Source organism: Corallococcus interemptor (genome assembly GCF_003668875.1).
In the GTDB taxonomy this organism is placed as follows: domain Bacteria; phylum Myxococcota; class Myxococcia; order Myxococcales; family Myxococcaceae; genus Corallococcus; species Corallococcus interemptor.
In genome coordinates, this window is record NZ_RAWM01000065.1 from 26,173 (window position 1) to 47,328 (window position 21,156).

Consider the following 21,156-nt stretch of genomic DNA (forward strand, 5'->3'; position numbering starts at 1 on the left):
AAGCCTGCTCTTCCTGACGCCCGCCCGGCCGGTCAGAGCGCCAACAGATGCCGGCGCATCAACTGGAAGGCCCGGGCCCGGTGAGACACCCGGGACTTCTCCTCCGGAGTGAGCTCCGCCATGGAGCGGCCGCCCTCCCCGTCCACCTGGAACACGGGGTCGTAGCCGAAGCCGTGGGTCCCCTTCGGCGCGCGCAGGATGACGCCCTCGCAGCGGCCCACCTCCACCCGGGGGGCGTCCCCCTTGCCCGTCACCAGCGCCAGCGCGCAGCGGAAGGACGCGGTGCGCTGGTCATCCGGCACGTCCGCCAGGTCCGCGAGGAGCTTCTCGTACCGGTCCTTGTCGCTCCCCGGCGCGTAGCGCGCGGAGAGCACGCCGGGCCGCCCGCCCAGCGCGTCCACGCACAGCCCGGAGTCGTCCGCCAGCGCGGGCAGCCCCGTGGCCAGGGAGTACTCGCGGGCCTTCTTCACCGCGTTGTCCTCGAAGGTGGCGGCGTCCTCCACGGGCTCCGGCACGGGCGGCAGGTCCTTGAGGGACACCACCTCCACGGCGTCGCCCACGAGCAGGCGCAATTCGCGCACCTTGCCGGCGTTGCCGGTGGCGAAGAGCAGCTTCGGCTTCATCCCAGCACCTTCGCCTGCGCGGCGGCGAGCTGCTGGATGGCGGCCAGGCCTCCGTCCAGCATCGCGTCCATCGACTTGCGGTCGAAGAGCTTGTGCTCGGCGGTGCCCTGCACCTCCACGATGCGGCCGTCGCCCGTGGCCACGAGGTTCAGGTCCACCTCCGCGGTGGAGTCCTCGTCGTAGTCCAGGTCCACGCGCACCTCGCCGTTCACCACGCCCACGGAGACGGCCGCGAGCGGGGTGAGGCCCTTCAGGATGCCCGGCTTGTTGAGCGAGCGCATGGCCAGCACCAGCGCCACGTACGCGCCGGTGATGGACGCGGTGCGCGTGCCGCCGTCCGCCTGGATGACGTCACAGTCCAGCGTGAAGGTGCGCACGCCCAGCGCCTGCAGGTCCACGGACGCGCGCAGGGCCCGGCCGATGAGGCGCTGGATCTCCATGGTGCGGCCGGACTGCTTGCCCTTGGCGGCTTCACGGGAGCCGCGGGTGTGCGTGGCGCGCGGGAGCATGCCGTACTCGGCCGTCACCCAGCCTGAGCCCTTGCCCATCAGGTGCGGCGGGACGCGGTCCTCCACCGAACAGGTGACGAGCACCTTGGTGTGACCGAACTCCACCTGGACGGAGCCCTCCGCGTAGCGGTTGACGTTGGGCGTGAGGGTGACAGGCCGGAGGTCCAGCGCACCACGGTTGAAGGAACGCACGAGGGAAGGCTCCTGACAGGAGGGGACGGGTAAAGCCCCCACGCTTTATCAGGGCGCGGTGGATCCAGCCACCGGTTGCGAGGGCGACGAGTCCCGCTTGCGCGTCTCCCGCAGGAAGGCCTGCACCCCGTCCGCGATGGCCTCCGCCAGGGTCTCCTGGTACGCCGCGCGGCCCAGCTTCGCCCCCTCCTGCGGGTGGGAGATGAAGCCCACTTCAATCAGCACCGCCGGCGCCTCCACGCCCGTGAGGACGAAGAAGGGCGCCTGCTGCACGCCCCGGTCCGTGGCGCCGCTCCTGGACACCAGGCGCGGGTGGATGGCGTAGGCCAGCCGGGACGCGTCCGAGTGCGCCTCCGTGCGCGCCAGGTCGTCCAGGATGAAGGCCAGCGTGGAGTGCCCGCGCGCGGAGCGGGCCGTGGGGGCCTCCGCGTTCTCGCGGTCCGCCACCGCTCGCGCCGCTTCGCCGGAGGCGTTGGCGGAGAGGAAGTACGTCTCGATGCCCTCGGTGCGCTCGCGCAGGCGCTTCGTGGGCATGGAGTTGGCGTGGATGGAGAGGAAGAGGTCCGGCCGCTGGACGTTGGAGAACTCCACCCGCTCCGACAGCGCCATCAGCGTGTCGTGCTCGCGCGTGAGGAACACCTCGCTGCCCGCGGCCTCCAGCTTCTCCCGCAGGCGCTGGGCAATCTGGAGCGCGATCTCCTTCTCCCAGAGCTCGCCGGGCCCCTTCGCGCCCTCCTTCGCCCCGCCATGTCCCGGGTCGATGACGATGCGCGCGCCGCGCTCCCCCGCCCCGGCGAGGGCCGGCAGGAGGCACGCGAGCAGGGGGAGCCAGAGGGGGAAGCGGCGCGGCGACATTCGCGCCGGATCTTAGCGGAGGCCCGGCCCGGAGGCGAAATCCGGGCCCGGCGCTCGTGCTTCAGCCGATGACGTCGATGCCGGGGCGGCCCGCTTGCACTTCGCCGATGAGGGCCGCGTCCACGCCCGCCTTCTCCAGGGCCTGGATGGCCTTGAGCGCGTGGCGCGCGGGCACGCTGGCCAACAGGCCGCCGTTGGTCTGCGCGTCCGCGAGCAGCCACTGGATGTGCTCCGGCAGCCCCTCCGGGAACGTCACCTGCTTCTTCACGTGGGCGAGGTTCGTCTTCGTGCCGCCCGGAATCACGCCGGCCTCCGCCAGCGCGGGCACCTCCGCGATGAGCGGGATGCGCTCCAGGTCGATGGCCGCGCGCGTCTTCGCGCCGTTCATCATCTCCAGGAGGTGGCCCAAGAGGCCAAAGCCCGTCACGTCCGTGAGCGCGTGCACCTTGAAGGCGCCCGACGCGAAGACCTCTCCCGCCGCCTTGTTGAGCGTGGCCATCTGCGCCGTCACGCGCCTGGTGAGCTGCTTGGACGCAAGGCCCCGCTTGATGGCGGTGGCGGCGATGCCCGTGCCCACGGGCTTGGTGAGCAGCAGCACGTCCCCCGGCTTCGCGCCCGCGTTGGTGAGCACCTTCTTCGGGTGCACCACGCCGGTGACGGCCATGCCGAACTTGGGCTCCGGGTCGCGGATGCTGTGGCCGCCCAGGATGGGGATGCCCGCCTCGTCCGCCTTGGACTGGCCGCCCGCCAGAATCTTCTGCAGCGTCTTGAGCGGCAGCTCGTCCGGGAAGCACACCAGGTTGAGCGCGAACAGCGGCTTCGCGCCCATGGCCCAGATGTCCGACAGCGCGTTGGCCGCGGCGATGGCGCCGAACTGGAACGGGTCGTCCACGAGCGGCGGGAAGAAGTCCACCGTCTCCACCACGGCCATGCCCGGCGCCACCTGGTACACGGCGGCGTCGTCATTGGTGTTGAAGCCCACCAGGGCCCGGGGGTGGGACGCCGCCCCCTTGAGCCCGCCCAGGACCGTGGCCAGGTCCCCCGCCTTGAGCTTCGCCGCGCAGCCCGCGCAGTGGCTCATCTCCGTGAGGCGCTTCTTCGGCGCCGCCGGCTTCGCACCCGCCATGATGTTCCCCGCCCTACTCCGCGCGCACGTAGTCGCGCTTCATGAGCTGCACCACCGACTCGGCGGTGAGCACGTCGTCGCCGTCCGAGTGGTCCAGCACGCCGCCCAGCGACCCGTGGTTGTGCACCAGCTGCAGCACGTCCAGCAGCTCCGGCGTCAGTTCCTTCAACGGCGCCGTCAGGGGCTGCGCGAGGCGCAGCGCCGTGGCCATGGGCGGCAGGTTCGGCTGCAGGCGCTTGAACTCGTCCAGCTGCCTGAGGGCGTCCATCAGGAGCGCTTCGGTGGAGGAGTCCAGTTCCACCATGAACTCCTGCGTGTCCGCCGGGCGCAGCTCGAAGTCACCCTCTTCCCAGGTGACGATGCGGTTGAAGCTCTTCTGCGGGCCCAGGTTGTGGTTGTCGTCGATGACCGCGTAGTACACGCGGCCCTGGCGCAGGTAGATGCGGCCCTCGTGGGCGTTGTTCACCACGAGCACGCCGTTCTTCTTGGACGTGTGGAAGAGCTGGAGCAGGTCCGGGAGGGGAATCTCTTCAATCTTCCCCGTCATGGAGCTGGCCTTGGTGGTGCGCGCGGCCTGGGCGGCGGCGGCCTCCTCCAGCTTCTGCTTCACGACGCTTTCGTCCACGGGGGCGCTCTCCGCGCCCTGGTGCACCAGCTTGAGGATGGAGGTCCCGATGAGGATGCGGTCCCCCTCCTTCAGCTTGGCCTGCTTGACCTTCTCGCCGTTGACGAAGGTGCCGTTGGTGGACCCCAGGTCCTCGATGGTGATGGCTCCGTCGGAGAACAGGATCTTCGCGTGCTTGCGCGAGACCATGTCCTCCACCAGCACCATGTCCAACTCGCTCGACCGTCCGACGACGATCTGCTTGTTGGCCTTCAGCGGGAACTCACCGCCCTGGTACTTCCCGGAGATGAACTTGAGGGCAAAGGACTTCGCCGTACCGCCAGGAGTGCTCACGGTGCCGCGACCTCGATGATGGAAGTTGCCATGGTGCTCAACCCGTCACTTCCGCCTTCCCCGGGTCCTTCACCAGGTTGAGGTACATCTGCGCGCTCTTGTTGCCGGGGCTGCGCACGAGCACGTCTTCCCAGACCTTCACCGCCTCGTCACGGCGTCCCGCCGAGTACAGGGCGATTCCGTAGTTGATCCGTCCAGGAATGTACGACGGATTCTGCGCGATGACCTGTTCGTATTCCGCCAGGGCCGCCGCGTTGTCGCCCGCGTCGCGCAGGGCGTTGCCCAGCTTGAGGCGGATGTCCACGAACTCCGGGAAGTGCGCCAGCGCGCGGCGGTACTCTTCAATGGCCTTCTGCCAGACGCCGCTGGAGGCGAACACGTCGCCGATGTCGGCGTACATGTTGGCCACCTTCTTCATGACGTACGGGTCCAGCTCGCCGGGGGAGCCCTTCTGGCGGGACAAGGCGGCCTGGTAGACCTCCTTCGCCTCCGCGTACTTCCCCATGTCGTTGTAGATGACCGCCAGGTTGAGCGCGGCCTCGGTGTACGCGGGGTTGAGCCGCAGCGCGGACTCAAAGGCCCGCTGCGCCCGGGCGAACTGGCCCTGGTCGTGGTAGATGATGCCGAGCATGTTGTAGACGTCGGCGAAGGTCGGATTCTGCTCGACCACCTTCGTCAAGAACTGCTCGGCCTGGGCGTACTGCTTCTTCTCGAAGGAGCCGCGCCCGAGGGTCAGTAGCTGCTTGAGGGCTTCGTCCATGACTCGGCCCGCGCGGGCCCTGCCTCCTCGGGTAGCCTACATGAGCCCGGGCGAAAACAAGAATTGATCGCCCTCGCGCACCAGCAATAACGGACGCTCCCCCCGCGTGTCGACCGGCCGCGCCGGAAGGTCTCCCTCCACCCGGTAGTGTTCCGTCACCGTCACGTCGTCCCGCTCCAGGCGCGCGTACCAGGCCTGGACCGTCAGCCGCCGCTTGCTCAAGGGGGCCATTTCCTCCCACGTCCGCCCTGCCCCGCCGTCCCCACCCGGGCCGGCCAGCCGCGCCAGCGCTTCCGGGCGGCCTTGCGCCAGGGCCTGCCGCCGCGCCTCCAGCGCCGCCACCGCCGCCACCAGCCGGGGCGCCACCGAGGAGACCGGCTTCCACCGGCCGGACTCGCGGGTGAAGGGCACCACCTCCACGCCCGCGGTGCTGACCGTCGTGGCGCCCAGCGCGCCCTCGAAGTCCAGCGTGGTGAAGGCCTCCGCGCTCTGGCCGTCCGGCGCCACGGAGACGGAGATGCGGGCGTACTGGAGCTTTTGCGAGACGAGCGGGGCCTGCGCGCCGGGCACGGGGAGGGACACACCGTCGTGCTCGGCCTGCTTCAGGGTGGTGACGATTTCGGCTTCCGGTCCGGCCAGGGCGCCCAGCAGGCGCGAGCCCAGGAACACGAGGACGCAGGCGGCCGCGAGCACGGCGATGGCGATGCCCCCCAGCCGGCCCCAGTCCTCCGAGCGCCTCACGAGCCCAGCATCTTCTGGGCGCGCTGGGCGGCGGGCGTGCCCGGCAGACGCTTGAGGACTTCCTTCAGCGTGTTCTGCGCGCGCTCCGTGTCGTTGAGCTTCACGTACGCGTTGTGGAGGTCGAAGAGGGCCTCCTCCTCCAGCGGCGTGCCCGGGTAGTCCTTGAGCAGCCCCTCCAGGCGCTGGGCCACGGCCTTCCAGCGCTCGCGCCTGGCGTAGAAGGACGCGACGTACAGCTCATGGCGCGCCAGGCGCTCCCGGGCGTCATCCCGGTGCATCTTGGCGTCCTTCACGTACTGCGAATCCGGGTACTCGCGCAGGAAGACGTTCATGGCCCGGAGCGCGTCGTACATGGGCTTCTGCTCCTTCTCGTAGGAAGGCGGCAGGGCGAAGAACTCCGAGGGGAACTCCTGCACGTAGGACAGGGCCGCGCGGTAGGCCGCGTAGTCCACCTTGGGGTGCGTGGGGTGCAGCCGCATGAAGGAGTCGAACTTCTCACGCGCCTCCGGGAACATCTCCCGGGCGAAGTCCAGGTCCCCCAGCTTGAGCTCCGCCTCGCGGGCGGCCTCCAGGTAGGGGAACTTGGTGCGGACGTGGTCGAAGTACTTCTCCGCCTTGAGGTAGTCCTTGTCCTCCAGCGCGGCCTCGCCCAGGGCCAGGTTCTCCGCCGCCTGGGTGGCGTAGTCAGGCTCGCCCGCGGGCCCCGCGGAGAGGGCGGCACAGGCGGACAACATCAGGGCGGACAGGACGAGGACGGCGGAGCGCATCACGCCCCCAAACTATTCGTCCTGCCCGGAGGGGTCCAGCGAAGGTTCTCCCACCAGCCGGGTCACGATGTCCGGCGCGAAACCCCTGCCCAACAGGAGCCGCCCCGCCCGCGCCTGCTCCTTCGCGTCCAGCGGGCGGCCCGCCAGGCGCCTCTTCTCCAGCACCTGCCGGGCGGCCTCCAGCGCGTCGAAGCCCACCGCGTCCTTCGCGTCCGACAGCGCGCGCCGGGCCTCCGTGCCCTCCAGTCCGTGCGCTTGCAGACGCTGGAGCACGGCGCGAGGGCCCAGCTTCCCCTTGGACAAAAGGGCGGCGGCGCGGTCGCGCGCGAACTTCGCGTCGTCCAGGTAGCCCCACTCCGACAAACGGGCGAGCACCGCGTCGCGCACGGACTCCGGATAGCCCTTGCGCTCCAGGGCGAGCGACAGCTCATGCCGGCTCCTGCCGCGTGCCTTGAGCAGGCGCAGACAGGCATCGGTGGCGCGCTGGACAGCCTCGGGGCCTTCGGGCTCGTCAACCATCGCGGAGTCCCTACCATGTGGTAACAGGCCGAAGCCATGCACCCCATCCTCGCCCGCTTCCTCACCGCTGACGCCGCCAGGGAAACGCTCCGCAAGGAGAAGGCGGGCGAACCGCTGACTCCGGAGGAGCAGCACTTCGTGGCCGCCGCGGACACCAACCCCAAGCAGAAGGCCATGCTCCTGGGCGTCAGTGGCCGCGCGCTGTCCTCGGACGCACAGGCCGCGCTGGTGCTCCTGGCCGCGCACGCCGCCGCGCGCGCGCTCGCGGCGGACGAGTCCCTGGCCGCCGCCACGCAGAAGGCGCGCGAGGCGCTGAAGGAGGAGGGCGCGAGCGACGAGGAGTCGGATGCCTTCCTCGCGTCCATCCTGCTGGAGGAGGCCTTCGGCTACGAGCAGGAGGTGGACAGCTTCGACGCGGACTACGTGAAGGAGTCCCTGGGCGAGGTGCCCGCCCTGGCCTCGCTGTCCAAGGAGTCCGTGGACGCGCTGTTCCTCGCGTTCGCCAAGGCCGCGCCCAACGACGCGGACCGCAAGGCGCGCGAGCACATGGCGCGGGCGCTCTTCGACATCGCGTGGGCGGAGGGGCCCACCTCCATCAACCCGGAGCACCTGGAGACGCTGCTGGACAACGAGGTCGTCCAGGAGTCCGACGAGGTGCAGGACGCGCGCGTGCGCGCCACCGTGTCGCTGCTCCAGACGCTGGCGCACCAGGGGCTCATTGGTCCCATGCGCCTCACCCGGCTGCGCGCGCAGCTGGGGGACGACGACGCCTGAGCGGCGCCGCCCTCCCCTTTTCGTGAAGCGCTAGAAGCGTTCGATCTGGAAGTCGTCGTCGCCCCCGGCCGCCGGAGCGGGCGCGGCCACCGGGGCGGGCGTGGGCGGACGGGCCGCCACCTGCGGAGGCAGCGGCCGGCCCTGGACGACGCCGGGCGGCGGGGTGGCGGGACGCGCCGCCGCGACACCCGGCGGAGGCGTCATGGGGCGCGCGGCCATGGGCGCTCCGGGGCGCGGGGCCTGGGGCACCGGCGCGGGCGTAGGCGCCGAGGGAACCGCCTGCGCGGGCGCGCCCTTCTGCGCGAAGGACGCCGAGCCCGGGATGGGCCGCTCCTCGCCGACCTTGGCGTCGAAGTTGTCCCACTTCGAGTCGGACGTGCCGCTGATGCCGGAGAAGCGCAGCGCGAAGTCGTCCGGGTTGCTGGCCTGGCGGTGGGCCTCGTCGTAGGTGACCAGGCCGTTGCGCACCAGGCTCATCAGCGACTGGTCGAAGGTCTGCATCCCGTAGGAGTCCGTGCCCTGCGAGATGGCGTCGTGGATCTCCTTCGTGCGGTCCTTGTCTTCAATCAGCTCGCGCACGCGCGCGGTGACGCGAAGCACCTCCACCGCGGCCACGCGGCCCTTGCCGTCCGCGCGCGGAACCAGGCGCTGACTGACGACGCCGCGAAGCACGCTGGAGAGCTGCAGGCGCACCTGCTTCTGCTGGTGCGGGGGGAACGCGGACACGATGCGGTTGATGGTCTCCGTGGCGTCCAGCGTGTGCAGCGTGGACATCACCAGGTGGCCCGTCTCCGCGGCGTGGAGCGCCGTTTCAATGGTCTCGTGGTCGCGCATTTCGCCCACCAGGATGACGTCCGGATCCTGGCGCAGCGCGGACTTCAGGGCCTGCGAGAAGCTCATCGTGTCCACACCCACTTCGCGCTGGTTCACGATGGAGCGCTTGTCGCGGATGAGGAACTCGATGGGGTCCTCGATGGTCATGATGTGGTTGGTTTCGTTGGAGTTGATGTAGTCGATCATCGCCGCCAACGTGGTGGACTTGCCGGAGCCCGTGGTGCCCGTCACCAGCACCAGGCCGCGCTCCTCGCCGCACACCTTCTCCAGCACCGTGGGCAAGAGCAGGTCCTTCATCGTCATCACCTTGAAGGGGATGACGCGGAGCACGGCGCCCACCGTGCCGCGCTGCTGGAAGACGTTCACGCGGAAGCGGCCCAGGCCCGGCACGCCGTAGGCCAGGTCCACCTCGTTGCTGACCTTGAACTTCTCCTTCTGGAACTCGTTCATGATGCCGAACGCCATGCGCGCCACCTCTTCCGGGGGCAGGCGGCGGCCGTCCTTGAGCGGCACCAGCGAACCATCCACGCGGAACATGGGCGGCAGACCCGCCTTCAGGTGGATGTCGGAGGCTCCGCCGCGCAGGGCGATCTGCAGGATTTCGTTGAGTTCCATGAGGGTGTCCGGATGGTAGCAGAACGCCCGCGCGCATCGCGACGGGGCGACGCCCACCCGCTTGCCCGCAAAGCACGACGGCGGAGGCTTCCCGAAGGAAACCCCCGCCGACGAACGGCCGGACAGCTGGCCGGCAAGCGTGATTAGCGCTTGGAGAACTGGAACCGACGACGGGCGCCGGGCTGGCCGTACTTCTTGCGCTCGACCGCGCGGGCGTCGCGGGTGAGGAAGCCGGCCTTCTTCAGCGCCGGACGGAACTCCGGGTTGAAGGCGCACAGCGCGCGCGCGATGCCGTGACGGATGGCACCGGCCTGGCCGGAGAGGCCGCCGCCGCGCACGTTGACCGTGACGTCGAGCTTGCCCTTCTGCTCCAGGATCTCCAGCGGCTGGTTGAGCACCATCTTCGACGTCTCACGGCCGAAGTACTCGTTGATGTCGCGGCCGTTGATGACGACAGCGCCGTTGCCAGGACGCAGCCAGACGCGAGCGGTGGCCTCCTTGCGGCGGCCCGTGGCGTAGAAACCGAGTTCAGGATTGATCGCCATGGTTGTTCTTACGCCTCGACCTTGAACGCCACCGGCTTCTGCGCGGTGTGCGGATGGGTGTCACCAGCATACACCTTGAGCTTCGTCATCATCTGACGGCCCAGGGCATTGCGGGGCAGCATGCGGCGCACGGCGTTGAGGATGATGTCCTCGGGGTGACGCTGGCGCAGCTTCTGGAGGTTGGTGATCTTCAGGGCACCCGGGAAACCGGCGTACGGGTGACGGTAGTACTGCTTGTCCGTCTCCTTCGTGCCCGTCACCTTCACCTTCTCGGCGTTGATGACGATGACGTGGTCACCCGTGTCGATGGACGGGGTGTACGTCGGCTTGTGCTTGCCCTTCAGGAGGGTGGCGATCTGACTGGCGGCGCGGCCAAGCACCTTGTCGGACACGTCGATGACGTGCCACTGGCGCTTGATGTCCCCAGCCTTGGCGCTGTAGGTCTTCTGCGACATTTCGTGCACTCCAGACTTCGGCGCGACGCCCAGGTGCATGCCAGGGGTCGCGTGCTCGTGCGAACCAACCGCGGGTCCTCCGCCTAAACTCCGACAGAAGCCCGGAAAGGCTGACCCTCCTAGTAGGACGGCGGGATCAAGTCAAGGTTGGGAGTACGGGAGACCCCTCAGGGCGCCCGGCCAGGCGTGCCCGGCCCCGGTCCCCCGGCGGCGGGCTTCTTGAAGCGCTCCTTCAGGTTCGCGAAGAAGTTCTTCTCCTTCTCATCCGGAGGGCCCTGACGCGGCGCGTCCATATCCACGACCTCGAAGGCGTCCGGGGGCAGGTCCTCCAGGAAGCGCGAGGGCGTGCGGGGGACCTCCTTGCCGCGCTTCACGCGGGTGGTGGCGCGGGTGAGGTAGAGCAGCTCCTTGGCGCGGGTGATGCCCACGTAGCAGAGGCGGCGCTCCTCCTCGAGGTTCTGCGCCTCGCCCTGCATGCCGCCGTGGGGCATCAGGTCCTCCTCCATGCCGATGAAGAAGACGAGCCGGTACTCCAGGCCCTTGGAGGCATGCAGGGACATCAGCGTCACGCGCTTGTTCTGCCCGGGGACGTCCTCCTCCTCCTGGCGCGTGTCCAGGCTGAGGCGGTTCAGGTACGTGAGGAGGCTGGCCTTGGGGCCCTCGCGCTTCTCGAACTTCTCCAGCGACGCGAGCACCCCGTCCACGCCCTTGAGCTTCTTGTCCGCGGCGGTGCCGGAGACGGCCTTGGCGCGGGTGGCCTCCCGGAAGCCGATCTCCTCCAGCAGCTTCTGCGTGGCCTCCGACAGGCGGGGCGTCTGGGCGAAGGCCTCGCGGTAGCGCTCCACCATCTCCACGAACTCCAGCACCTTGCCGCCCGCGCCCGCGGGCAGGTCGTCATAGGTGTCCGCGCGGCGCATCACCGTCCAGAGCGTCACGCCCTCCGCGCGCGAGTGCGCGTGCAGCCGCTCCATGGTGACGTCGCCGATGCCGCGCGAGGGCACGTTGACGATGCGCATGAGGGAGATTTCGTCCAGCTTGTTCGCCAGGACCTTGAAGTACGCGATGACGTCCTTCACCTCGCTGCGGTCGAAGAACTCGCTGCCGCCCACGACTTCGTAGGCGATGTTCTTCTCACGCAGCATCTCCTCCACCGGGTGGGCCTGGCCGTTGGTGCGGTAGAGCACCGCGATGTCGTCCGCGGGGACGCCCAGCGAGATGTGCTTCTGGATTTCGTGCGCGATGAAGCGGGCCTCCTCTTCATCGTTGGGACAGGCCACCACCTTCACCAGCGGGCCGCCCTTGCGGTCGGTCCACATGCGCTTGTCCTTGCGCTCCGGGTTCTTGGCGATGACGGCGTTGGCCGCGTCCAGCACGCGCTGGGAGGAGCGGTAGTTCTGCTCCAGCCGCACCTCCTTGCCGCCCGGGAAGTGCCGGTCGAAGTCCAGGATGTTGCGCACCTCCGCGCCGCGCCAGGAGTAGATGCACTGGTCGTCATCCCCCACCGCGCACACGTTCCTCGCCGTGCCCGCGAGCAGCTTGAGCAGATCCAGCTGGGCGTGGTTGGTGTCCTGGAACTCGTCCACCAGGAGGTACTGGAAGCGGGCCGTGTACTTGCGGTGCAGGTCCGGGTGCTCGCGCAACAGGCGCGCGGGCAGCACCAGCAGGTCGTCGAAGTCCACGGAGCCCTGCGCCTTGAGCGCGAGCTGGTAGTCCGCGAAGACCATGGAGGTGATGAGGTCGTAGTCATCCCCCATGCCCTCCGGCTTGGGCTGGGGCGCCTCGCCGGAGTTCTTCGCCTTGGAGATGAGGGTGAGGACCTTGCGCGCGTCGAAGGCGCGGTCGTCGATGCGCTTGTCGCGCATGGCGCGGCGGATGATGGAGAGCTGGTCTCCCATGTCCGCGATGGCGAACTTCCTGGGCCAGCCCAGCCGGTGGATGTCCTCGCGCAGCACCTCCGCGCCGAACGCGTGGAAGGTGCAGACCAGCACGCCCTGGGCGCGGGGCCCGGCCATGTGGACGAGCCGCTCCTTCATCTCCGTGGCGGCCTTGTTGGTGAAGGTCACCGCGAGGATGTTGCGGGCCATGATGTGGTTTGGCCGCTCGTTGAGCAGGTGGACGATGCGGTGGGTGATGACCCGCGTCTTTCCACTGCCAGCGCCTGCCAGCACGAGCAGGGGGCCCTGGAGCGTCACCACGGCCTCGCGCTGAGGAGGATTGAGCTTCGAAAGGTCCATTGCGCGCGGGCCAGGGATACCCTTTGATTCGTCCGTGCGCGACTATTTCCTCCGGCTGGCCATCGCATCGCTCGCGCTCGGCGTGGGCGGCGGTTGCCTTGACGGCGAGCGCACGACATCTCCCACCCCGCGCGACGTGGTGACGGCCGCCGCACCGACCGTGTACTTCAAGGATCTGGCGCCGTTCCTGCCGGACTCGCTGGAGGGCTTCACGGTGGGTGCCACCGCGGGCTCCACGGGGAAGTACGGCGAGGTGTCCGTGTCGGAGGCGGAGCGCACCTACACCCGGGGCGAGGGCCGCGAGGTGAAGGTGCGCATCGTGGACACCACCATGGGGCTGAAGCTGGGGCAGGCCATCCGCGAGGCGGCGCAGAAGGCGAAGGGCCGAGCGGCGAGCGACCCGACGGCGCCCATCCAGTGGAAGGAGGCCGTGGGCTTCGTGCGCTATGACGCGGACGAGGCCGTCGCGGAGGCGAACCTCCTGGTGGGTGAGCGGTTCGTGGTGGCGGTCACCAGCCGGGGCTTCCCCAGCACCGTGGAGGTGCGGCGGGTGGCGCGAGGCATCGACCTGGCCGGGCTGGCCCAACTGCAGTGATTCGAGAGTCCAAGGAGCGTTCGTGGCGGTGAAGGAGAAGGGGTCGCGGCCCCAGACGACCCAGGAGTTGCTGGAGCAGGAGAAGGCGGCGCGCCTGGGCGTGTCGTCCCTGGGCAAGCGCGAGTTCATGGAGCAGTTCCAGAAGCTCTCCAAGAGCTACGCGGTGGACCCGGGCAACCCCGGCTCCTACGCGTGCGAGGGCTGTCAGCGCTGCGCCAACTGCATGTTCTGCAAGGACTGCGACAGCTGCCACCAGTGCACGCACTGCACGCGGTGCGAGCTGTGCACCAACTGCTCGCACTGCGTGGAGTGCAAGAACTGCCACGCGTGCGCCTACTGCGTGCAGAGCGAGAACTGCTCCAGCAGCGCGTACGTGGTGCTGAGCAAGAACCTGCAGGACTGCAACTACTGCTTCGGCTGCGTGGGGCTGTCCAAGAAGGACTTCCACATCCTCAACGTGGGGTTCAGCCGCACCGAGTACTTCAAGGTCGTGGGCCGGCTGCGCAAGGAGCTGGGCATCCCGTAGCCGTCACAGGGCGCGCACGTAGAGGGCCTTGAGGTACTCCGTCTCCGTCAGGCCCGCGAGCACCGGGTGATCCAACCCGGCGCCGCGCCGCTCCAGGATTTGAACCGGGCGCTTCGCGTCCGCGGCGGCGTCCAGCACCATGGACTCGAAGCCCTGGCGGTCCAGCTTCCCGGAACACGAGCACGTGACGAGCAGGCCGTCCGGCTTGAGGCAGCGCAGGGCGCGCAGGTTGAGCTCGTGGTAGGCGCGCAGCGCGGTGGCCAGGCCCTCGCGGCGCTTGGCCAGCCCGGGCGGGTCCAGGACGATGGTGTCGAAGCGGCGGCCCTCCTGGTCGAAGCGGCGCAGCACGTCGAACGCGTTGCCGTTCTCCACCTTCACGTTGGCGCGGCCGTTGGCCTCCGCGTTGGACTGGATGCGGGAGGCGGCCTTCGCGTCCTGCTCCACCGCGAGCACCGACGTGCAGTGCTTCGCGAGCGCGAGCGCGAAGCCGCCGTGGTAGCTGAAGCAGTCCAGCGCTTCGCCCCGGCCCAGCTCGCCCGCGCGCAGGTGGTTGTCCACCTGGTCCAGGAACGCGCCCGTCTTCATGTCGCCCAAGAGGTCCACTTCGAAGCGGTTTTCGCCCTCGTGGTAGGTGAAGCGCGCGCTGCCCTCGCCGTGCAAGAGGCGCACTTCGCGGGGCAGGCTCTCGAAGTCGCGGCCGGAGGCGTCGTCGCGGCACACCACGTGGCTTACGCCCGTCCTCTCCACCAGCGCCTTCGCGAGCATCTCCTTGCGCGCGTCCATGCCCTCCGACAGCGTCTGCACGGTGAGGCCCTGGCCGTAGCGGTCCACGAAGAAGCCCGGCAGGAGGTCCGCTTCGCCGTGCACCAGGCGCAGGCCGTCGCGTCCCCGCAGCACGGCGCGGCGGGCGAGCGCGGCCTCCAGGCGGCGGATGAAGAAGGCGTCATCCACCTTCTCTTCATTCGGCCCCTTGCGCGTCAGCAGGCGCAGGGCGAGCGGGGAGCGGCGGGCGTAGAGCGCCTGGCCAATGGGGTTGCCCTGCGGATCCACCACCGCGACCACCGCGCCGGGCGTGTCGGTGGCGGGGGGCTCGGTGAGCTCCGTGCGGTACAGCCAGGGGGTGCCGCGACGCAGCGTCTTGGCGCCCTTGAGGCTCACGCGGGCGGTGGGAAGGGAAGGCATGGGGGGGCTCACTCCAGGCCGCGCGCGGCCAGTTCCTCGTCGTCTTCCCCGCGCAGATGCCCGATTTCATGCAGCAGTGTCACGCGAATCTGTTCGCGCAGCTCTTCGGGGGTCCTCACCGCGCGGGCCAGGTTGCGCCGGTAGAGGGCCACCGAGCGGCAGGGCGTCTCCGAGCCGTCACACGGCTCCTGGAGGGACGGGCCCCGGAACAGGCCCAGGATGGTGGGCGACAGGGGGGGCTGGTTGGCGAGGAGGTCGTCCTCGGAGGGAATCTCCTCCGTGGCCACCGGCACGCCCTTCAGGTCCTTGCGCATGTCCTCCGGCAGGTCCGCCAGCGCGCGCGTCACCTGGGCCTTGAACTCGTCCGGCGACGGCAGGGGCGGCGCGGGGAAGTCCTCGGGCTCCAGGGCGCGGGCCTTCTGGAAGTGCTCCTCCGCCCTGGCCCACTGGCCCTCGCGCTCCAGGAGCAGGCCCAGGTGCTGGTGCGCGTGCGCCGCGCGGTCCTTGTCCTTGAGCAGCGACGCGAAGGCCGCCTTCGCCTCGCGGAAGCGGCACAGCTCGAAGAGGGCCAGGGCCTTCTCGTACTTCGCCTCGGCGTTGCCCGGCTCGCGGGCGAGCACGATGGCGGCGCGATCCAACGCCTGGTCCGCCTGCCCCAGGTCGTTGAAGGCCATGGCGGCCACCAGCGCCAGCGCCGGCACGAGCTCCGGGGGCGTGGAGGGCTGGGACAGGCCGCGCTCGGCGTAGAGGGCGCCCAGCTCGTCGCGCTCACGCGAGGAGGGCAGCTGCACGGCGTACAGGTGCGCGGCGCCCAGGAGCGCGTCCGCGTCCCCCGGGTCGATGGCCAGCGCGCGGGCGTAGGCGAGCTGCGCCTCCGGCTCGCGGTTGAGCGCGGCCAGGGCGGCGCCCCGTTCCGCGTGGGCGGCCGCGAGGTCCGGCTCCAGCGCGGCGGCCTGCGCGGCGCAGGAGAGCGCCTCCGCGTAGTGGCCGGCGTCGTAGTAGTCGCGGGCCGCGTCCAGGGGCTCGCCGCCCTTCGCGTCGCACACCGCCAGGGGGTGCACCTCCGCCACCGGGTCGTCCGGGGACTTCACCGGGAGGGGGGGCCCCGCGTCCACGGCGGCCCGCGCGAGCACCCCCGCGTCCGCCTCCACGGCGGCGGTGGCCAGGCCCGCATCCGTTCCCGCGTCGGCGTCCGCCGGAGGGTTGCGTTTGCAGGAGGCGAGCAGGAGGAGACAGACAGCGAGCAGACCGCGCCGCGACATGGGCGGGGAGGCTATGGCATCCGCCCCATGCACAGGAAGCGGGGACGTGCCTGCCCGCTCGGGGGGTCCCCTCCCCTCCCCGGCTGCACTACCCTCGGGCTCACATGAGAGACCTCATCCTGGCATCCACCTCCAGCGCGCGCCGGGCCCTGATGGACGGGCTGGGCGTGCCCTACCGCACCGAAGCCCCCGGCGTGGACGAGTCCGTCCCCGAAAGCCTCCCCGCCGACGAGGCCGTGCGGATGCTCGCCGTGCGCAAGGCCCGCGCGGTCCAGGAGCGCCACCCGGAGGCCTGGGTGCTGGGCGCGGATCAGCTGGTGGAGGTGGGCCGCGACGTGCTGGGCAAGCCCCGGAACCGGGACGCGGCGCGCGCGCAGCTTCAGCGCCTGCTGGGCAACACCCACGTCATCCACACCGCCGTGTGCCTGCTGGGGCCGGGCGGGCACCACTCGGAGACGGTGGAGGACACGCGCCTGACGTTCTTCCCCGTGCCGCCGGAGGAGCTGGAGCGCTACCTGGACACCGGCGAGTGGGAGGGCTGCGCGGGCAGCTACCGCGTGGAGGGACGCGGGCAGGCGCTCCTGCAGAAGCTGGAGGGTGACCGCACCAACGTGCAGGGACTGCCCATGCTGTCGGTGGTGCGGCTGTTGCGGCAGGCGGGCTTCGACCTCTTCGCCCGCCGCTAGGCTCCGGCGGTGGACAGCTCCGCCAGGATCTCGTGGTACGCGGTCCGGGCCTTCTCCGCCTGGTCCGCCTTGAAGCTCACCGCGGCCACCACCGGGTGGCCTCCTCCGCCGTAGCGGCCGGCGATGGCGGACAGGTCGTGCTGGCGCGTCTGGGGCTTCCACGGGTTGGAGCCCAGCGACACCTTGGCGCGCGACGAGCCCCGGCCCACCCACAGCGTGTAGCGCGCGTCCGGGTAGAGCGCGTACGCGATGAACTTGTTGAGGCTGTCCACGCCCTCGTCCACCAGGTCGAAGTGGACGACGCCGTTCTCGTACCGGGCCTTCTCACGCACCAGGTCGATGTTGCGCTGGTGCTTGAAGAGCAGCGGCTCCAGCGGGGCGGAGATGAGCGGCGAGCGGGCGATGTCCGCCAGCGACTCGGACTGCATGCGCCGGATGACCTCCGGGATGAGCGTGTCGTCCTTGGTCGCCTCCAGCACCGTCATGATGCGCAGCGCGGGCTCCTCCAGCGCCACGGCCATCTGGGGGCTGGGGAACTGCGCGCCGTCGATGATCTCCGCCCAGTGCAGCAGGTCCTTCAGCGGGGACGCGTCCCAGCCGAAGCGCTCGCGCGCCACGTCCGCCAGGTACAGCGTGCAGCTCTTGCGATGCGGGTCGTGGAACTTCCGGCCGCTGGTGTCGCGCTGGAAGTGGGGCTCGTCGCCGGGCTGCTGGAAGGCGGAGGCGTGGTGGTCGAACCACCAGGTGAGCCGCGCGTCCTGGCTGTAGCGGAAGTCGACGATGACGTTCTCGTCGCCGGTGAAGACGGCCGGGTCGATGCCCTCCGCGCCCGGCTTGTGGGACAGGCCCCGGTAGCTGAACGTCGCGTCCGCGCGCACACGCTCCCGGTAGAAGCGGGTGAAGACCGCGGCGCTGGCCGCGCCGTCGAAACAGTTGTCGTGGAAGAGGACCTGGACTCGCATGAGCGCCCGCCCTCTACCCTGAATCCCGGCCGGGCCCCAACCCGACCGTGGTCGCTCGGCCGCAGGGCTGTGGCCATGGGGTGACACCTGACCCATCCCTGTCCCCCCAGGGCCACGCGGTGGATGCGCGGGATTGAACGTTGCGTGGAAATCGCCGCACCGGGTGAACGAAAAACTCGACAGAACGAGGAACGACCCTGAAGGGCTGAAAAAAGGTGGGCCTGCCAGCCCCACGGAAACCCGCTATCCGCGAGGAAAACCCCTGGAATCAGGAACCTCCCAGGGAGGCCAACCCCTGGCACCCCGCCTGCATGGTGTCAGACCGACGAGGTACTCACCCGCGCGGCACGAAGTGGCGGGAGGAACCATGGCGAAGCGGACCGCAGGCAAGGCGAAGGGTGGTTCGGTGGTGCGGCGGCAGGGCCGGCGGGTGATGCCCGCGCTGCGTCGCACGGCGAAGCGCGCGCGGGTGGCGGCCCAGAAGGCCCAGCTCACCGTGGGTGAGGTCATCGCGGCGGCGTTCGACACGGCGGGCGGAGAGATGAGCGGCGTGCTGGAGCTCGTCACCTCCCCGCAGATGACCCGCGCGCTGGGCCGCCGCATCGTCGTCGTGGGCTGACGAAGGCTGCGGTCCAGGTCCATGACGTGCCCAGGCCGTGCTCCCTTTCTAGAGCGCGCGGGCGCTCGGGCCTTCGCGACACGGCTGTCAGCCTTCCTCCACCAGGTGCCGCGTTTCGCGTGAGCGCGGGTGGAGTCCTTCTTCCCTCCCCTTTCGTCCTGGAACCTGGATCCGTTGGACCCGGATGTGGATCCGCGCGCGGGTTCATCCGGACCCGGCACTGACCGCGTTCGTCACTTCGCACGCAGTGGGCGGCGCGCTTCGCACTGGAAACACGACGGCCCGTGTTCCCTTGAGAAACGGGAAACACGGGCCGGAAAGCCCCGGAGCACGGGGCTTGGGATGCGTGGGGACTAGCGGGGCTGCCAGCGCGGGCGGTGGTCGTCGCCCTCGTTCGTCAGCACCGTGTACGTGCCCTTGGTGTGGACGATGGCCGTGCCGGAGGCCTGGCCGGTGGCCGGGTCGATGGGCTGCACGTTGAGCTCACCGGACTTGATGAAGGCCACGAGGCGGCCGTCCGGGGAGAACGAAGGCAGCGTGGCGTTCTCCGCGAGTTGCACCGGGGCGCCGTCCGCCGCGCCCGAGGCCTTCACGCGCTGCAGGAAGACGATGTTGCCGGCGCGGTTGCCGCACAGGGTCGCGCCCGTGCTGCCGCACAGCACGGCCGCGCCGCCGACGTTCTGGTAGTAGGCGCGCACGTAGGCCACCCAGCTGCCGTCCGGCGCCCAGTTCGGGTTCGCGATGTACGAATCCACCGTGCCGCCCGTGACGGCGTCGGAGCTCTTGGCAGCGAGCACCTCCGGGGTGCCGCCGCCCGTCACCGGCAGCGAGTACAGCTTGAGCACCGGCGTCACCTCCGTGCCGAAGGTCACGGTCTCGCCCTCCGGGTTGGCCAGGAAGAGCAGCTGCGAGGTGACGCGGTTGAAGTGCGGCTGCTCACCCGTGGGGGCCGAGCCCTGCAGCACGGCCGGCGCGGCGCCGCCCGTGGAGACGTAGATGCCGGTGTTCGCGGCGCTGTACGCGAAGTCCGTGCCGTTGGCCGCCCAGTCCGGGAAGGTGCCGCTGTTGGTGACCGACGTGACCGTGCCGCCCGTCGCCGCGATGGTGGAGATGCCCGTGCTGCCGCGCACCCAGGCGATGAGGTTGCCCGGCTCCCACTCCATGTAGCGGATGCGCGCGCTGCCGCCCGTGGTCAGCACGGTGGCCGCGGCGTCCGTGACCGGCAGCGGGCGCACCGAGAGCTCACCCTCGGCGTCGGTGACGTCCCCCTGCACGAAGGCCACCTGGGTGCCGCCCGGGCCGAAGCGCGGGTAGGCGCTGGCGACGCCGGCGTCGCTGAGCGACGTCAGGCTCGGCACGTCGAAGGGAGTCACCAGCGCGGCCGTGCCCGTGCCGCCGTCGCTGAGCGTCGCGCCGCTGGCCGTCACGGCGATGAGGAGCGACTGGCAGGTGTTGGCCTCGCAGCGCAGGCCCGCCATGCAGTCCGGGGTCGCGCTGCACGCGCCGCCCTTGCCCACGTTCATGCCCGCGTCGGTGCCGGCGTCCGTGCCCGCGTCGGTGCCCGCGTCCACCTCCGTGCCTGCGTCCGTGCCCGCGTCGGTGCCGGCGTCGGTGCCGGCGTCGGTGCCCGCGTCGACCCCGGTGCCCGCGTCCGGTTCCGGCTCGACAGGGATATTCTGCAGCTCGCACTTGTTGTCCGCGTTGCAGGTCCACTGCTGGCCCGCGGGAGCCACGCCCTTGTCACGGCAGTCGTACTGGTCGACGCACTCGTCGCCACAGCCCGTGGCCAGCATCGTCAGTGCCCCGAACAACGCCCCCAACACCACACGCTTGGTCATTTTCACGCCTCCCGTTTCGCAATGGCTCCAAAGTCAGGCGGCGCGTCATAGCTTCACGCTCGCGGGCGCCGGGGAGCCTTGAAGGGCCCCGCATCCGTGGCTGTCAGTGATTGAACGGCGATGGGAAGAGGGATGCTCAATGATCGACACGCACTGCCATCTGGACGCCTCCCGCTTCAATCCGGACCGCGACAGCGTTGTCACACGCGCCTGGGCGGCGGGGCTGCAGGGCATCCTCATCCCGGCGGTGGGCCCGGAGACGTGGGAGCCATTGCTCGCGCTGCCGCGCCAGGAGCCGCGCATCCAGGTGGGGCTGGGCATCCATCCCCAGTTCCTGCCGGACCTGCGGCCGGAGGATGACGGCGAGCACCTGGAGCGGCTGGACGCGCTGCTGGGCCAGGGCGGCGCGGTCGCGGTGGGCGAGTGCGGCCTGGACGGCCCGACGCTTCCGGGCGCCCCGCTGGAGCGGCAGCTGGCGGTGCTGCGCGGGCACCTGGCCCTGGCGCGCAAGCACGGGCTGCCAGTGCTGATGCACTGCCACCGGCTGCACCCGGCGATGATGGAGCTGCTGAAGACGGAAGCGTGGCCGGAGGCCGGCATCCTCATGCACAGCTACAGCGGCGGCGCGGAGCTGGCGCGCTTCTACATCCAGAAGGGCTGTCACTTCTCCTTCGCGGGCCCGGTGACGTGGGCGGAGGCGCGCAAGCCCCTGGACGCCCTGCGGGTGATTCCGGCGGACCGGCTGGTGGCGGAGACGGACTCGCCGGACCAGGCGCCCACGCCCTTCCGGGGGCAGCGCTCGGAGCCGGGCTACCTGCCCCACATCCTCGCGGGCATGGCGCAGGTGCTGGGGGAGCCGCCGGACGTGCTCGCCCAGCGGACGACCGAGAATGCCCGGCGGCTGTTCCGGGAAGCTTTCCCCTCCCCTTCGCGGTAGGCGAGCGTCGCGTGATAGAGGAGCCCTTCATGAACCCGCAGC

At 70.3% G+C, this 21,156-nt stretch carries 23 protein-coding genes; 6 read left to right on the plus strand and 17 right to left on the minus strand.

Annotated elements, in window-relative coordinates; genetic code table 11:
• Window positions 1–32: 32 nt before the first annotated feature.
• From rdgB to D7X96_RS22615, 9 genes are all read right to left on the minus strand, one after another.
• Window positions 33–623, minus strand: coding sequence for an RdgB/HAM1 family non-canonical purine NTP pyrophosphatase (rdgB, locus tag D7X96_RS22575; RefSeq protein WP_120549149.1), 591 nt, complete (start codon window positions 621–623; stop codon window positions 33–35).
• Window positions 620–1,324: a ribonuclease PH gene (gene rph / locus D7X96_RS22580; RefSeq protein WP_014394861.1), complete on the minus strand. Its 705-nt coding sequence runs from the start codon at window positions 1,322–1,324 to the stop codon at window positions 620–622. Before rph ends, rdgB begins: the two co-directional genes overlap by 4 nt.
• Window positions 1,325–1,372: 48 nt before the next feature.
• Window positions 1,373–2,179: an N-acetylmuramoyl-L-alanine amidase family protein gene (locus D7X96_RS22585; protein ID WP_121723272.1), complete on the minus strand. Its 807-nt coding sequence runs from the start codon at window positions 2,177–2,179 to the stop codon at window positions 1,373–1,375.
• Between the two features lie 61 nt (window positions 2,180–2,240).
• Complete coding sequence (gene selD / locus D7X96_RS22590; RefSeq protein WP_121723273.1) at window positions 2,241–3,305, minus strand: selenide, water dikinase SelD; 1,065 nt, start codon at window positions 3,303–3,305, stop codon at window positions 2,241–2,243.
• Between the two features lie 13 nt (window positions 3,306–3,318).
• Complete coding sequence (locus D7X96_RS22595; protein ID WP_120549152.1) at window positions 3,319–4,263, minus strand: DUF4388 domain-containing protein; 945 nt, start codon at window positions 4,261–4,263, stop codon at window positions 3,319–3,321.
• A 37-nt stretch (window positions 4,264–4,300) separates the two neighbouring features.
• Entirely contained in the window at window positions 4,301–5,023 is a 723-nt protein-coding gene (locus D7X96_RS22600) for a tetratricopeptide repeat protein (RefSeq protein ID WP_120549153.1), read from the minus strand.
• A 36-nt stretch (window positions 5,024–5,059) separates the two neighbouring features.
• On the minus strand, window positions 5,060–5,764 hold the full coding sequence (locus D7X96_RS22605; protein WP_121770679.1) for a hypothetical protein: 705 nt from the start codon (window positions 5,762–5,764) through the stop codon (window positions 5,060–5,062).
• On the minus strand, window positions 5,761–6,531 hold the full coding sequence (locus D7X96_RS22610) for an outer membrane protein assembly factor BamD (protein WP_120549155.1): 771 nt from the start codon (window positions 6,529–6,531) through the stop codon (window positions 5,761–5,763). Before D7X96_RS22610 ends, D7X96_RS22605 begins: the two co-directional genes overlap by 4 nt.
• A gap of 12 nt (window positions 6,532–6,543) precedes the next feature.
• The gene (locus D7X96_RS22615; RefSeq protein WP_120549156.1) at window positions 6,544–7,050 is read right to left on the minus strand and encodes a regulatory protein RecX; all 507 of its coding nucleotides are present in this window, start codon (window positions 7,048–7,050) and stop codon (window positions 6,544–6,546) included.
• Between the two features lie 36 nt (window positions 7,051–7,086).
• Between D7X96_RS22615 and D7X96_RS22620 the strand changes: the two genes are divergently transcribed.
• On the plus strand, window positions 7,087–7,824 hold the full coding sequence (locus tag D7X96_RS22620; RefSeq protein WP_120549157.1) for a hypothetical protein: 738 nt from the start codon (window positions 7,087–7,089) through the stop codon (window positions 7,822–7,824).
• A 30-nt stretch (window positions 7,825–7,854) separates the two neighbouring features.
• On the opposite strand, the gene D7X96_RS22625 is transcribed toward D7X96_RS22620, so the two are convergent.
• The 4 genes from D7X96_RS22625 to D7X96_RS22640 form a co-directional block, all read right to left on the minus strand.
• Complete coding sequence (locus D7X96_RS22625) at window positions 7,855–9,273, minus strand: type IV pilus twitching motility protein PilT (RefSeq protein WP_121770685.1); 1,419 nt, start codon at window positions 9,271–9,273, stop codon at window positions 7,855–7,857.
• A gap of 143 nt (window positions 9,274–9,416) precedes the next feature.
• Window positions 9,417–9,818, minus strand: a complete 402-nt coding sequence (gene rpsI, locus D7X96_RS22630) for a 30S ribosomal protein S9 (RefSeq protein WP_120549158.1) — start codon at window positions 9,816–9,818, stop codon at window positions 9,417–9,419.
• A gap of 8 nt (window positions 9,819–9,826) precedes the next feature.
• Window positions 9,827–10,273: a 50S ribosomal protein L13 gene (rplM, locus tag D7X96_RS22635; RefSeq protein WP_043321175.1), complete on the minus strand. Its 447-nt coding sequence runs from the start codon at window positions 10,271–10,273 to the stop codon at window positions 9,827–9,829.
• 167 nt (window positions 10,274–10,440) lie between these two features.
• Complete coding sequence (locus D7X96_RS22640) at window positions 10,441–12,507, minus strand: ATP-dependent helicase (protein WP_120549159.1); 2,067 nt, start codon at window positions 12,505–12,507, stop codon at window positions 10,441–10,443.
• A 34-nt stretch (window positions 12,508–12,541) separates the two neighbouring features.
• Between D7X96_RS22640 and D7X96_RS22645 the strand changes: the two genes are divergently transcribed.
• Together D7X96_RS22645 and D7X96_RS22650 are read left to right on the plus strand one after the other, a co-directional pair.
• Complete coding sequence (locus D7X96_RS22645; protein WP_233610020.1) at window positions 12,542–13,102, plus strand: hypothetical protein; 561 nt, start codon at window positions 12,542–12,544, stop codon at window positions 13,100–13,102.
• A 22-nt stretch (window positions 13,103–13,124) separates the two neighbouring features.
• On the plus strand, window positions 13,125–13,628 hold the full coding sequence (locus tag D7X96_RS22650; RefSeq protein WP_233610019.1) for a caib/baif family protein: 504 nt from the start codon (window positions 13,125–13,127) through the stop codon (window positions 13,626–13,628).
• A gap of 3 nt (window positions 13,629–13,631) precedes the next feature.
• Here the strand turns inward: D7X96_RS22650 and D7X96_RS22655 are convergent, their stop codons facing one another.
• Both D7X96_RS22655 and D7X96_RS22660 read right to left on the minus strand, forming a co-directional pair.
• Complete coding sequence (locus D7X96_RS22655; RefSeq protein ID WP_121724302.1) at window positions 13,632–14,810, minus strand: class I SAM-dependent rRNA methyltransferase; 1,179 nt, start codon at window positions 14,808–14,810, stop codon at window positions 13,632–13,634.
• Window positions 14,811–14,818: 8 nt separating this feature from the next.
• Window positions 14,819–16,072 carry a metallopeptidase family protein gene (locus tag D7X96_RS22660; protein ID WP_121770680.1) on the minus strand — a complete coding sequence of 418 codons (1,254 nt, stop codon included), beginning with the start codon at window positions 16,070–16,072 and terminating at the stop codon, window positions 14,819–14,821.
• Between the two features lie 104 nt (window positions 16,073–16,176).
• On the opposite strand from D7X96_RS22660, the gene D7X96_RS22665 reads away from it, so the two are divergent.
• On the plus strand, window positions 16,177–16,758 hold the full coding sequence (locus D7X96_RS22665; protein WP_121770681.1) for a Maf family protein: 582 nt from the start codon (window positions 16,177–16,179) through the stop codon (window positions 16,756–16,758).
• Here the strand turns inward: D7X96_RS22665 and D7X96_RS22670 are convergent.
• On the minus strand, window positions 16,755–17,720 hold the full coding sequence (locus tag D7X96_RS22670; protein WP_120549163.1) for a DHH family phosphoesterase: 966 nt from the start codon (window positions 17,718–17,720) through the stop codon (window positions 16,755–16,757). The genes D7X96_RS22665 and D7X96_RS22670 overlap by 4 nt on opposite strands.
• A 367-nt stretch (window positions 17,721–18,087) precedes the next feature.
• Here D7X96_RS22670 and D7X96_RS22675 point away from each other — a divergent pair, with 367 nt between their 5' ends.
• Window positions 18,088–18,339 (plus strand): hypothetical protein, encoded by a 252-nt coding sequence (locus D7X96_RS22675; protein WP_120549164.1) that lies wholly within the window; start codon window positions 18,088–18,090, stop codon window positions 18,337–18,339.
• Window positions 18,340–18,692: 353 nt separating this feature from the next.
• Here the strand turns inward: D7X96_RS22675 and D7X96_RS22680 are convergent, their stop codons facing one another.
• Complete coding sequence (locus tag D7X96_RS22680; RefSeq protein WP_120549165.1) at window positions 18,693–20,177, minus strand: TolB family protein; 1,485 nt, start codon at window positions 20,175–20,177, stop codon at window positions 18,693–18,695.
• Between the two features lie 139 nt (window positions 20,178–20,316).
• On the opposite strand from D7X96_RS22680, the gene D7X96_RS22685 reads away from it, so the two are divergent.
• Window positions 20,317–21,114 (plus strand): TatD family hydrolase, encoded by a 798-nt coding sequence (locus D7X96_RS22685; protein WP_120549166.1) that lies wholly within the window; start codon window positions 20,317–20,319, stop codon window positions 21,112–21,114.
• Window positions 21,115–21,156: the final 42 nt, after the last annotated feature.